The organism is Streptomyces sp. S465, assembly GCF_026898115.1.
In the GTDB taxonomy this organism is placed as follows: Bacteria; Actinomycetota; Actinomycetes; order Streptomycetales; family Streptomycetaceae; genus Streptomyces; species Streptomyces luomodiensis.
On record NZ_CP114036.1, the window covers coordinates 8,349,900 to 8,362,295 of the forward strand.

10 protein-coding genes are annotated in these 12,396 nt (G+C 72.2%); 5 read left to right on the forward strand and 5 right to left on the reverse strand.

Going from position 1 to position 12,396, the window contains the following annotated elements; translation table 11 throughout:
* The first annotated feature begins 242 nt into the window (after positions 1 to 242).
* The 5 genes from N6H00_RS35260 to N6H00_RS35280 all read left to right on the forward strand — a co-directional run bounded on the left by N6H00_RS35260 (position 243) and on the right by N6H00_RS35280 (position 5,909).
* Positions 243 to 1,451, forward strand: coding sequence for a glycoside hydrolase family 64 protein (locus N6H00_RS35260; protein WP_268975912.1), 1,209 nt, complete (start codon positions 243 to 245; stop codon positions 1,449 to 1,451).
* A gap of 17 nt (positions 1,452 to 1,468) precedes the next feature.
* Positions 1,469 to 2,935, forward strand: coding sequence for a glycoside hydrolase family 76 protein (locus N6H00_RS35265; RefSeq protein ID WP_268975913.1), 1,467 nt, complete (start codon positions 1,469 to 1,471; stop codon positions 2,933 to 2,935).
* Positions 2,936 to 3,059: 124 nt separating this feature from the next.
* Complete coding sequence (locus tag N6H00_RS35270; RefSeq protein ID WP_268975914.1) at positions 3,060 to 3,668, forward strand: GOLPH3/VPS74 family protein; 609 nt, start codon at positions 3,060 to 3,062, stop codon at positions 3,666 to 3,668.
* 190 nt (positions 3,669 to 3,858) lie between these two features.
* Entirely contained in the window at positions 3,859 to 5,436 is a 1,578-nt protein-coding gene (locus N6H00_RS35275; protein ID WP_268975915.1) for a class I adenylate-forming enzyme family protein, read from the forward strand.
* Positions 5,433 to 5,909 (forward strand): hypothetical protein, encoded by a 477-nt coding sequence (locus tag N6H00_RS35280; RefSeq protein ID WP_268975916.1) that lies wholly within the window; start codon positions 5,433 to 5,435, stop codon positions 5,907 to 5,909. The genes N6H00_RS35275 and N6H00_RS35280 overlap by 4 nt, the downstream gene beginning before the upstream one ends.
* A 45-nt stretch (positions 5,910 to 5,954) precedes the next feature.
* On the opposite strand, the gene N6H00_RS35285 is transcribed toward N6H00_RS35280, so the two are convergent.
* From N6H00_RS35285 to N6H00_RS35305, 5 genes are all read right to left on the reverse strand, one after another.
* Entirely contained in the window at positions 5,955 to 7,232 is a 1,278-nt protein-coding gene (locus N6H00_RS35285; protein ID WP_268975917.1) for a cation:proton antiporter, read from the reverse strand.
* Between the two features lie 13 nt (positions 7,233 to 7,245).
* Positions 7,246 to 8,676, reverse strand: a complete 1,431-nt coding sequence (locus tag N6H00_RS35290) for a cytochrome P450 (protein ID WP_268975918.1) — start codon at positions 8,674 to 8,676, stop codon at positions 7,246 to 7,248.
* A complete protein-coding gene (locus tag N6H00_RS35295; protein ID WP_268977240.1) occupies positions 8,673 to 9,800 on the reverse strand; it encodes an alpha-hydroxy acid oxidase in 1,128 nt (375 codons plus the stop codon). Before N6H00_RS35295 ends, N6H00_RS35290 begins: the two co-directional genes overlap by 4 nt.
* Positions 9,801 to 9,815: 15 nt before the next feature.
* Positions 9,816 to 11,420, reverse strand: a complete 1,605-nt coding sequence (locus tag N6H00_RS35300; protein ID WP_268975919.1) for an NAD(P)-binding domain-containing protein — start codon at positions 11,418 to 11,420, stop codon at positions 9,816 to 9,818.
* Positions 11,421 to 11,574: 154 nt separating this feature from the next.
* Complete coding sequence (locus N6H00_RS35305; protein ID WP_268975920.1) at positions 11,575 to 12,339, reverse strand: SDR family NAD(P)-dependent oxidoreductase; 765 nt, start codon at positions 12,337 to 12,339, stop codon at positions 11,575 to 11,577.
* Positions 12,340 to 12,396 lie beyond the last annotated feature (57 nt).

The window sequence follows — 12,396 nt, forward strand, 5'->3', positions numbered from 1 at the left end:
GGCCGCCGCCGCGCCACGGCCCTCGGCGCCGGGTGCTTCCGCCGCCGGAGCGCACCGGCCACCACCGGGCGGGCCGGCCGGTCGGTCGTGCGGCGGTTCATCCGCGATTTATCGGCACGTAATGTCTAGACCAGTGTCATGTTCACTGCCATGATGGCTCCGCACTCCCGGCTCCACCAGCACGACACACCCCCCCCATTCCCCCCGCTGACGCGGCCGTCCGGCCGCGCGAGAGGTGACGTATGTCCAGACGCGTCCCCACCCGCTTCGGAACCCTGCCCGTCTGGGTGTCCGCCCTGCTGCTGGCCCTGGGCATGACCGCCCTGGCCCCCGAGGCCTCCGCCCGGCCGGCCGTGCCGGACACCATCCCCCTGAAGTTCACCAACAACTCCGGACGCGGCGACCAGATCTACATCTACACGCTCGGCACCCTGCTCTCGACCGGGCAGCAGGGCTGGGTCGACGCCGCCGGGACCTTCCACGCCTGGCCCGCCGGCGGCAACCCGCCCACCCCGGCCCCCGACGCGTCGATCGCCGGACCGGCGGGCGGCCAGTCCCTGACGATCCGCATCCCGAAGATCTCCGGCCGGGTCTACTTCTCCTACGGCCAGAAGCTCGACTTCCGGCTCACCACCGGCGGCCTGGTGCAGCCCGCCGTGCAGAACCCCTCGGACCCCAACCACAACATCCTGTTCAACTGGAGCGAGTTCACCCTCGACGACTCCGGGCTGTACATCAACAGCACCCAGGTCGACATGTTCTCCGCGCCGTACGCGGTGGGGGTGCAGGGCGCCGACGGCACCGTGAAGAGCGCCGGCCACCTCAAGCCCGGCGGCTACAGCGGCGTCCTCAACGCGCTGCGCGCCCAGTCGGGCGGCTGGGCGGGCCTCATCCAGACCCGCTCCGACGGCACCGTCCTGCGGGCCCTGGCGCCCGGACACGGCATCGAGGCGGGCGCCCTGTCCGGCACGGTGATGGACGACTACATCAACCGTGTGTGGCAGAAGTACACCAGCTCCACCCTGACCGTCACACCCTTCGCCGACCAGCCGAACACCAAGTACTACGGACGGGTCTCCGGCGACGTCATGAACTTCACCAACGGCTCCGGAGCCGTGGTCACCAGCTTCCAGAAGCCGGACTCCGACTCCGTCTTCGGCTGCTACAAGCGCCTCGACGCCCCCAACGACCAGGTGCGCGGCCCGATTTCGCGGACCCTGTGCGCGGGCTTCAACCGCTCGACCCTGCTCACCAACCCCAACCAGCCCGACACCAGTGACACCGGCTTCTACGCCGACGCCGTGACCAACCACTACGCCCGCGCGATCCACGCCCAGATGGCCGACGGCAAGGCGTACGCCTTCGCCTTCGACGACGTCGGCCAGCACGAGTCGCTCGTCCACGACGGCAATCCGCAGCAGGCGTCCATCACCCTGGAAACCTTCGACTAGGCCGGGACGAGGCAGGCATGAGACGCGAGAGACCGCTGTGCGCCCGCCTGGCCGCCCTCGTCACGGGAGCACTCGCCCTGCTGGCCCCGCAGCTCCTCCCGGCCCCGGCCGAGGCGGCACCGTCGGCCACCGTGTGCAACGCGTACTGCGACGGCCGGGACCCGGCGCTCGCCCCGCGAAGCCGCACCCCCGTCACGGCCACCCTCTTCTCCCGCTCCATCGCCCTGCACTTCGACGACGCCGACGCGATGGGCTGGGCCTCCATCGAAGACGGCAGCCCCGGCGACGAGGTGTGGCTGGACCGCTCGTTCGACGGCGGTCGCACCTGGTCCTCGGGCAGCCGCCTGGGGAACACCGCCATCCCCGCCGGGGCGCGGGGATGGCGCACCCTGATGTACAACGTGGACGACTGGGGCGCCCATGGCGTGGGCGCGCTGCGGGCGTGCGGCAAGGCCGGTGACCGCGCCGACATCGCCTGCACCCCCTGGGCCCGTACGACCTGGAACGCGGGCGACCGCCGCACGGCCGCCGCCACCGCGCAGATGGCGTTCTACGACTACCGGACCGGGCTGTTCGCCACCACCGGCTGGTGGAACTCGGCCAACGCCCTCACGGCCGTCATCGACAACATCCGCGTCACCGGCATGCGGAGCTACGCATACGCGATCGCCCGCACCTACGACCTCAACCTCGGCGCGCAGGGCGGGCAGTTCCGCAACGACTACATCGACGACACCGGCTGGTGGGGCCTGGCCTGGGTGGCCGCCTACGACCTCACCGGGGACTCCCGCTACCTCGCCACCGCCCGCGCCGACGCCGACCACATGGCCTCCTACTGGGACGGCACCTGCGGCGGCGGCGTGTGGTGGAGCACCGCGAAGACCTACAAGAACGCCATCGCCAACTCCCTCTACCTCCAGCTGAACGCCGCCCTGCACAACCGGATCCCCGGCGACACCACCTACCTCCAGCGGGCGAAGGCGGAGTGGACCTGGTTCCAGGGCACCGGCATGGTGAACTCATCGAACCTGGTCAACGACGGCATCGACCTGGGCACCTGCACGAACAACGGCAGCGCCGTCTGGTCCTACAACCAAGGCGTTCTGCTCGGCGGCCTCACCGAGCTGCACCAGGCCACCGGTGACGCCTCCGTGCTCGCCACGGCCCGCCGCATCGGCACAGCCGCCACCACGTCGTCCCAGCTCAACACGGCCGACGGCATCCTGAGGGACCCATGCGAGACCGGCGACTGCGGCGCGGACGGCCCCTCGTTCAAGGGCGCTCATGTGCGGGGGCTGGCCAAGCTGAACGCGGCCTTGCCCGACCACCCCTACACGGCCTATCTCGGGCGGCAGGCGGACCGCGCCCACGCCGCCGACCGCAACGCCCTGGACCAGTACGGACTGCGCTGGTCAGGGCCGCTGGACTCGACCGACGCGGCACGGCAGCACAGCGCGCTCGACCTGATGAACGCGGCCCCTTAGCCGGGACCGCGGCCGCCGATCCGACGCGCCCGCCGTGTCCGCAGCCGGACACGGCGGGGGCGGCAGCGGACAGCCGGACACTCGGGGACGTATCGTTGCGGGTGGACGGCGAGCGGAGCGTTTCATGACCACACCGCGGGATCTGCTGATCGTCACCTTGGACGTGGCACCCATCCGCCCCCTGGAGCGAGGCGATCTGTCGCTCGCGCTCGCGGGGGCCGAGCTGATCGACCTCCTCGGCGCCGAGGCCCTCGGACTGGAGGAGGACCGCATCGTGCCGCGCCTCAGCCCGGCCACCGGGGACCGCATGCTGGACGAGGCCGCGTCCTCGCTTCAGCGGCAGCCGCCGTACGAGCCGGTCGGCGATTGGCTGTGGCGCAGAGGCCGCGATCTGACCCCGGCCTACCTGGACGCCCTGGAGGCGGCCGGGCAGGTCACCCGGCGCCGCCACGGCTGGCTGCCGGTCCGCCCCGGTCAGGCCGTGCCGGTCGACTCACCCGCCCGCCGGCACGCCACGGACCGCTGGTCCTCGGACGAGCCCGTCCTCGCCTCCCTCGCGGCGGCCATCGGGGTCCGTGAGGAGCCCACGGGAGACGTCGCGGACGGCGTGGCCGACGAGGCGGTCGTGACCGTGCTCGCCACCGTCAACGACGCGGTGATGGAGCTGGAAGCCGTCCGGCAGCGGCGCGCCATCGAGCAGGCGGCCTACGACAACGTCTGGCGCGGCCCATGAGCGGTTCGCGGCGCTGAATGTCGCGCGCGGCGCATGAGCGGTTCGCGGCTGACGTCGCGCGCGCACCCGGGCCCCGTGCCCGCCGGCGCCCGTGATCCGCGAAGTCGGGCCCCGGGCGGACCGTGCCGCCGTATCGTGTCGGGTGATCAACCACGTCCCAGTCGGCACCACCACCCGAACGGAGACGCACATGGACCCGTACGCCGAAGCCGCCGGTCACAGATCCCCCCACCACGACGCCGAGCCCCTCCCGGCCCCCTTCCCCCAGGCCCTCATCGACGCCTTCCGCGCGCGGCCGGAGCTGCCCGCCTTCGAACACCCGTCGGGCACTGTCTCCCGGGGCGCGGTGCTGGAGCTGATCGGCCGGTGCGCGGACGGGCTGCGGGCGGCGGGGCTCGGGCCGGGACGGTCGGTCGCGGTGGCCACCGATGTGACGCCGGAGGGTTTCGCGGTGCTCCTGGCGGCCTACGCGGTGGGCTGCCGGGTGACGGGGCTGCGGCCCGGGATGCCCCCGGCGCATCTGGAGTACGTCCTCTCCGACGGCATCGACGCCCTGGTGGCCGACGAGACCGGTGCGGCCCTCGAGCTGCCGGCCGCCACGGGCGACGTGACCGTGTTACGGCTGGGCGAGGACCTGCTGGACGCCCACCCGAAGGCCGTGGGGGAGCTGACCGCCCAGGGCCGTCCCGACGACATCGCCCTGGTGACGCTCACCAGCGGCAGCACCGGACGCCCCAAGGGCTGCGCCCAGACCTACCGTTCGCTCTCCCTCAACTGGGCGTGGCAGCCCGCGCGCTGGACCGAACGGACCGCGCGGCTCGCGGCGGGCTATCGGCGGTTCCTGCTCTTCGGCACCCTGAGCAGCGCGGTGATCTTCGAACACCTGGGGGTCTGTCTGCTGGGCGGTGGCACCGCCGTCATCCCCGAGCCGCCCCTGGCGTTCCCGCAGGTCTTCGAGCGCCACCGGATCACCGGGTGTCTGATGACCGTCGCCCGGCTGCACCACGTACTGGACGTCCTGCGCACCGATCCCGTCGACGTCAGCAGCCTTCAGGTGCTGCTGGTGGCCGGGTCCCCGCTCGCCCCGCACCGGTTCGCGGAGGCGGCCCGGCGGCTGGGCCCGGTGGTCCACCAGGGGTACGGGCAGACGGAGACCGGCATGCTCACCCTGCTCACCCCGGACGACCTGGCCCAGTGGCCGGGCCGGCTGTACGACTCGGTGGGCCGGGCGTGGTCCGGGGTGGAGATCAGCGTCCGCGACCCCGAGGAGCGGCCGGTGCCCGCCGGGACCACCGGCGAGATATGGGTCCGCACCGACTCCGCGATGGCGGGCTACTGGCAGGACCAGGAGCGCACCCGGGAGGTCCTGCGGGGCGGGTGGGTGCGCACCCGCGATGTCGGCCACCTGGACGGCCACGGCTTTCTGCGGCTCACCGGACGCGCCCGGGACGTGGTCATCATCAACGCCATCGTGCACTACGCCGGGGCGATCGAACGCGCGCTGGCGGCCCATCCCGATGTCGACCAGGCGTATGTGGTGGGCGCGCCCGACGAGCGCACCGGTGAGGCCGCGCATGCCTTCGTCGTCCCGGCCGAGGGCCGGGAACCGGACCTCGACGCCGTACGCGCCCTGGTGGCACGGGAGTTGGGGGAGGCGAGCGTCCCCGCCACCGTCACCGTCGTGGCCGAGGTGCCCCTGGCGGCGAGCGGCAAACCGGACAAGCGGGCGCTGCTGTCGCGGGTGTCCGGGCCGCTGGAGGCGTCGTGACGGTGTCGGTCTGCTCGTTGCTCCTCAGCACGCCGCAGGTGATTCCCGCGGGCGGGTACCACGTGGTGCGCTTTCCCTTCGGCTCCGCCGAGTCCTACGACACGCACGGTATGCACCAGGTGGCCCAGCCCGACGGCCACACGGTCGGCGACTGGCGCACCGATGACCGCGCGGGGCTGATCTGGCCCTCGGCGGACGGCTGGGGAGCGCTGACGGCCATGATCCAGTGGGAGGCCGGAAGCTACACCGAGCTGCGTGACCGGTTCGTACGGGACCCGCTGGGGCTGTCGACGGGCGCGGACAGCACGGCCACGGACCACCGGCCGCCGAGCCCGGGTATGCAGTGTTTCACCAAGCACCACGAGATCTTCGTGCATCCGGGGACCCCGCTGGCGCTGATGGTCTCCCACAACGCCGGCGCCTCGGCCAGGCTGGTCTTCGCCGAGTTCAAACTGGCCATCCACCCGGTCTGACCGGCCCGGACGTCCCGGCACGCCCAGGGCGTGCCGGGACGCCGCTCAGCTCCCGGCCGGCACCGCCGCCGCGGTGCCGCTCGGTTCCCCGGCCGGCCGGGACCTGGCGTCCCGGCGGTCCAGCCAGTTGAGCACCGGGACCGTCATCACCGTGGTCACCAGGGCCACCAGGACCAGCGCGGCGAACAGCTCGTCGCCGACGATCCCGGCCGACAGCCCGATGTTGAGCGCGATGAGCTGCATCAGCCCGCGCGCGTTCATCAGGGCACCGACCCTGACCGCCACCGGACCGGACTCCCCGCACAGCTTGGCGGCCGCCCAGCAGCCGCCGAACTTGCCCGCCGACGCGAGGACGACACAGGCCGCGCCGAAGGCCATTACGGCCGGGTCCGCGAACACGTCGAAGCGGGTGTTGAGACCGGAGTAGGTGAAGAACATCGGCACGAAGATCACCTGGGTCGGACCCTGGATGGTCCGCACCACCCGCTCGGCCGCCTCGTGGCGGGGCATGGCCAGCCCGACGCAGAACGCCCCGAAGACGGCGTACAGCTGGATGGTGTCGGTGAACCAGGCGCCGCAGAACAGCACCGCGACCGTGAACAGCAGCCGGGTCTCGTCGCTCAGCCCCGGCCTGGTCACGATCCACACCAGCAGCCGCCGCCCCACCAGGAACAGCACGGCCACGAAGACCAGCGAACCGCCCAGCGCCTTGACGATCGGCCCGGTCCTCTCCGAGGCCACGCTCAGCACCCCGGCGAGGAGGAGCCAGGCGGCCGCGTCATCGGTGGCCCCCGAGGCGAGGGACAGCGAGCCGTGCCGGGTGCCGGACAGCCCCTGCTCGGTGATGATGCGCGCCAGCATCGGGAACGCGGTGATGGCGAGCGCGACCCCGACGAAGGCCGCGGTCACCCAGACCGAGACCCCGTCGACGAAGATGCCGACGTGGCCGTGGGACGCGAAGGTCAGCCCCACGCCCAGCAGCAGCGGGACCGCCACCCCGGCGGAGGAGACCGCCACCGCGGTTCCGGCCAGCCCCCGGCTCGCATGGGCCCGGAACGCGTATCCCGCGTGGAACATCAGGGCCACCAGGCCGATCTGCCCGGCCACGTACAGCACCGGTGTGAGCTCCGGCGGGAAGACCGCGTCCGACGCGTCCGGCGCCAGCAGCCCGAAGAGGGACGGGCCGAGCACCACTCCGGCGATCATCTCCCCGACCACCGGCGGCTGGCCGAACCGGCCCGCCACCAGCACCACCAGACGGCAGGTCAGCAGGATCACCACGGCGGCGATGAAGAAGGCGGGGGCGAGCTCTGTGGGAGTCATCGTCGCGCCCTCCTCATCGGTCGGCGACGGCCGGTGCGGCGGAGCCGCCGGACGCCGTGGCGAAGTAGTTCCGGCACAGCCCCTGGCGCCGGGCGTCCCACACCATGTAGCCGCCGAGCACCAGCTGGGTCAGGCTGCGCGGGATCGCCGCCCACCGGTCGCCCAGCCGCATCCCCGCGAGCTTTACGGCCCGCCTGGCCGGCCCCCACACCGGCGGGGTCCGCCGGGTGGTGTGCGGGATCAGCAGACAGGGACCGCGGCTGGGCAGCGACCGGGTGTGCTCGGCCGAGGACGCCAGCCGGAACCGCCGCAGCACCTCCTCGGCCGCGGCCCGCATGGTCAGCACGGCGAAGCCACGGGCCGGACACGGCCGGTTGGCGGTCACGCCGAACGGTATGAAGGAGGACGGCCTGGTGTCCGCCGACAGCCAGCGGTCCGGATCGAAGCGCTCCTGGGCGCCGGCCCCCGACCGCTGATACTCCGGGTAGTTGAACAGCAGCACCGAGCCCGCCGGTATCGGCGGTCTCCCGGCCCGGGGGATCTCCCCGGTGGTGATGCGGTGGGCCACGCCGAAGAGCGGGAAGTGCTGGAGCGTCTCGTTGATGACGTGGTCCAGGTAGTCGGCGTCCTCCTCGCCGGACAGCAGACGCTCCTGGACCGGCCGGTGCGTGGCGAGGGCCAGCAGCAGATGGGCCATCGCCTCCGAGGACTGCACCACGGCGGTGTTGAAGAACGTGCCCTGGAGGTAGTACGCCCGCTCCCGCTCGGTGAGCAGCGACGGCAGCGGCACCGGTGGGGGCGCGCTCGCCAGCCGGTTCCGCAGATACCCGGTGAGCCGGTCGCGCCGGTCCATATGGCGCAGGCTGGTGCACTTCAGGGCGCTGACCACGTCCTCGGCGTTGCCGACGATCAGATCCCGGACGTGGCGTGGGCACGGTTCGCGGAAGACCACCTCGTAGTAGACCTCGGCCCACACCGGCATCATCAGATCGCGCAGCCGCACCCGGTGCTCCCGGGCGCCGGACCGGCCGGCCCCCTCGTCGAGCTCGTCGAGCACCCGCCGGGTGCGGCGCCGGACCAGCTCGGTCCACTCCTCCCGGGAGAGCCCGGCGAGGATCCGCCGGGTCGTCCTGGCCACCTCCTCGTACCGCGGGCCCGGCTCCAGGTGCTCCTGGTGGACTTCGGGGCCGGGGGAGAGCCAGTACCAGAAGAGGTCGGACAGGGCGGCGCCACGGCTGCGGCCGTTCGCGGCCGGATGCCCGTAGACCCGCTTGAACTCCTCGGCGGGCACCTCGCGGCCGGGCGCCGGGATGCCCTCCTCGCCATTGACCCGGGCGAACAGGCGCACCCGCAGGGCGACCACCAGCCGGGGCAGCCAGTACGGCAGGCTGGCCGTCAGCCCCACCGCCGCCGCACCGGCGACCGGCCGGCCGAGCCCGCTCATGAGACCACCCCGCCGGGCCGGGCGGCGTCCGCGCCGGGGAGGGGCAGCGGCGGCGGCCCCCAGGCCGGGGCGCGCACCAGATCCGGGGTGAGGTCCTGGACGCCGGAGGCGCCGCACAGCGCCAGGGCCTGGTCGACCTCCTCGCGCAGCAGCTCCAGCAGCCGCCGCACCCCCTTCTCCCCGCCCTCGGCCAGGGCCCACATCACGGGGCGGCCGATGCCCACGGCGGACGCCCCGAGCGCCAGCGCCTTGACCACATCGGTGCCCCGCCGCACACCGCCGTCCAGCACGACCGGGACGCGTCCGGCGACCGCCGCGCGGATCTCCGGCAGCAGCTCGACCGTGGCGGGCACGGTGTCCAGCTGACGGCCCCCGTGGTTGGACAGCAGCAGCCCGTCGGCCCCGTGGCGCACCGCCAGCCGGGCGTCCTCGGGGTGCAGGACGCCCTTGAGCAGGATCGGCAGCGAGGTGATCCCGCGCAGCCAGTCGAGGTGCGCCCAGGAGATCTCCGGCGACATGGCGATCGGGCGCACCCGGCCGCCCTCGCGCGGGTCGACCATGTGCGCACAGGCCAGCCCGTCCGGCAGGTCAAGGAAGCCGTTGCGCAGATCGCGCTCATGCGCGCCGCGCACCGGGGAGTCCACGGTGACCACCAGGGCGGTGCACCCGGCGTCGGTGGCCCGCCGCACCAGGGCCTCGGTGAACTCCAGGTCGGGCTGGAGGTAGAGCTGGAACCACAGGGGCGCCGGGGCGCCGTCCGCGCCGGCGCCGCGGGCGGCCTCGGCGATGTCCTCCACCGCCACCGTGGACGCCATGGACACGATCATGATCGCTCCGGCGGCCGCGGCCGCGCGGGCGGTGGCCAACTCCCCTTCCTCGTCGCAGAGTTTGTGGAAGGCGGTCGGTGAGAGCAGGACCGGGGTCCGCGCCCGGCTGCCGGCCACGGTGACCTCCTGCGTCCGTACCGCGCTGCCGCGCAGCACCCTGGGCAGCAGCCGCAGCCGCCGGAACGCCTCTTCATTGGCCCGTACGGTGATCTCGTCCCCCGCTCCGCCGGCGATGAAGTCGGCGTGAACGGGGTCGAGTCTGGTCCGGGCGGCGGTTTCGAAGTCCTGGACGGTCATCAGCACGGGGCCGGGTCACCGCCCCGCGCCGGACGGCTGACGGTCCAGCTCACGGGCGAAGAACTCGACCAGCGGGGCGTAGTGGACCTTCGGGTGGTCCCACTCGTTCTCCAGGTTCTCGGCCATGTGGTGTGTGCCGAGGAGCTCACCGTCGCGGAAGTGGCGGATCACCGGATGCAGATAGGAGGCGTCGAGGGCCTGCTCGACCGAGTTCTGTGCCGACCGGCGCACCGAGATGTCGAACGGGTCGACCTTGTCGTGGTCGGGGCCGTACTCCAAGGTGACGAGGAAGTAGCCGGCGCCCTGGGTCAGCGGGGCGCCGTGGGCGTAGGCGACCGGCACCTCCTCGTGGTAGCGGCTCTCGCCACCGGCCGGCGTGACCAGCAGGTCCCCGATCACACCGAACTGCTGCCACAGCGCGGAGCTCCGGTTGACCCGGGCCACCACGGCGTCCGCGAGCGCGGTCGGATCGGTGGCGACCGGCCGGTGCGGCCAGGGGCGGTCGTGGTGGCGTTCGTCGAGGATGCGGCTCAGCGCGCGGACGGCGTACCGGAAGCCGTGGATGAAGCCGTTGGTGGACTTCTTGAAGTCGCGCTGCTGGGTGAGGGTCCCGGCGAAGTACAGACCGGGCACGTTGACCGACTCGAACGCCGGGGTGAGTTCGGCGAAGCGGTCGTTGATGACCAGCTCGGGGCGGCACTCGGGGTCGAACGGGGAGGAGTCGAAGCGGAATCCGGTGCACACGATGACGCGGTCGTAGGTGAGTTCCTTCACGACCTCGTCCGCCCGGGAGAAGCTGAACCGCACGTGGTACCGGCCGCCCTCGCCCGGCTCCTTCTCGATCGACAGCACATTGCCGTCCAGCACGGCGTTCTGCGATTTGAGCTGGTAGGTGTCCAGGAAGTTGTTGTTGACGGCGCGCAGATGGCCCACGTAGTGGGTTTTCCACGCCAGTCGCAGGGTGTGCGGCCCGGCCACATGGATGACGGCGGCGGTCTCGATGAGGTTGTCGGCCGTCTCCAGCGCGGAGTTGCCCTTGCCGAGGATGAGCACCCGCTGGTTGGTGAAGTCCTCGGGGTCCACCGATACCTCGGAGTAGTTCTCGGTGGTCTCGATGCCGGGCACATCGGGGATGTAGGGCAGGCTCACGCCGGTGGCCATCACCAGCCGGCGGCCGTGGTGGTCCCGGCCGTGCTGGTCGGTGACGGTGAAGCCGTCGTCGGCACGGCGGATCCGCACCGCACGGGTGTCATAGGCGATGTCGAGGCCGAACGCCTCGGCGAAGTCGGCCAGATAGCGCACGAAGTCGTCGGCGGGCGGGAAGTAGCGCTTGCTGTACCGGGTGAACAGCAGCTCGGGGTCCGGGGAGAGCAGGGAGTTCCAGTCCATCCGGAGGTTGAACTCGGCGTCGTCGGTGCCGGTGTGCACCTTGTTGCTGGATATCAGCTGCCGGTGGCGGGGGTAGGTCCGGAAGAACGTGCCGGGTCTGCTTCCGGCCTCCAGGATGCGGTAGCGATGCCCCGCCGCACCTAAGTGCTGGCCGAGCTGCAGGCCGGCGGGGCCGCCACCGATCACCAGGTAGTCGAGGGTCTCGGAAGAGTGGAGAGGGGTGTTGTGCACAGTGCCTTCCTTCCAGGAGCGCGATGCCAGGGGGGAAGCCGTCACAATTTCCTTTAAATCTCAACAACCACTCTAGTGAGATGTTCTCAACCTCAGCAACATCGAAAACAGGCCAGTGTGATCGTCTCGTGACCACTTGGCCGTCTCGGCCGCCTCAGACCGCGGACCAGCCGTTGTCGACGGGCAGGATGACGCCGTTGACATTGCTGGCGGCGTCGGAGGCGAGGAAGACGATGGCGGCGGCCTGCTCCTCGGCCGTGGCGACCCTGCCGATGTTCGCGGTGTGCGCGCCGATGACCGCCGGGCCGTGGGTCCCGGGCCGGGCGTCGACCCGGATGCCGGTCGCGGTGCCGCCCGGGGCGATGGCGTTCGCGCGGATGCCCTGGTCCCGGTACATCACGGCGAGGGACTTCACCAGGCCCACCACACCGTGCTTGGAGGCGGTGTAGGCGGTACCGGCCGCACTGCCGCGCAGCGCCGCCTCGGACGCGGTGAAGACGAGCGCGCCCCGGCCCGCGGCCAGCATATGGGGCAGCGCGGCCCGGGTGAGCATGAAGGGCGCCGTCAGATTGACCCGCAGCACACGGTCCCATTCGGCGTCGTCGGTGTCCGCGGTCGCCGAGAAACGGTCCATGATGCCCGCGTTGTTGACCAGGACGTCCAGGCCGCCGAACTCCGCCACGGCCGTGGCCACGACCTGGTCCACCACCCGCTGGTCGCCGAGGTCGCCGACGACCGCGCGGGCGGTTCCCCCCTGGGTGCCTATGGCCGTGACGACCTGCTCGGCGCCGTCCCGGTCGAGGTCCGCGACCAGCACCTTCGCCCCCTCCCGGGCGAGCGCCAGGGCCGTGGCCCGGCCGATTCCCGACCCCGCGCCGGTGACGACGACGCCGCGACCCTCAAGTCCGGTGCTGCTCAACGGTGTTCCCTTCCTCATGTGTTTCCGTTAATAGGTTCCGTTACCAAGTTCCGTTAC

Excerpts from the sequence above, each read along its gene's own strand:
- N6H00_RS35265 (WP_268975913.1), top strand. The coding sequence starts at position 1,469 with ATGAGACGCGAGAGACCGCTGTGCGCCCGCCTGGCCGCCCTCGTCACG.
- N6H00_RS35275 (WP_268975915.1), top strand. The coding sequence starts at position 3,859 with ATGGACCCGTACGCCGAAGCCGCCGGTCACAGATCCCCCCACCACGAC.
- N6H00_RS35295 (WP_268977240.1), bottom strand. The coding sequence starts at position 9,800 with ATGACCGTCCAGGACTTCGAAACCGCCGCCCGGACCAGACTCGACCCC.
- N6H00_RS35290 (WP_268975918.1), bottom strand. The coding sequence starts at position 8,676 with ATGAGCGGGCTCGGCCGGCCGGTCGCCGGTGCGGCGGCGGTGGGGCTG.
- N6H00_RS35260 (WP_268975912.1), top strand. The coding sequence starts at position 243 with ATGTCCAGACGCGTCCCCACCCGCTTCGGAACCCTGCCCGTCTGGGTG.
- N6H00_RS35270 (WP_268975914.1), top strand. The coding sequence starts at position 3,060 with ATGACCACACCGCGGGATCTGCTGATCGTCACCTTGGACGTGGCACCC.
- N6H00_RS35285 (WP_268975917.1), bottom strand. The coding sequence starts at position 7,232 with ATGACTCCCACAGAGCTCGCCCCCGCCTTCTTCATCGCCGCCGTGGTG.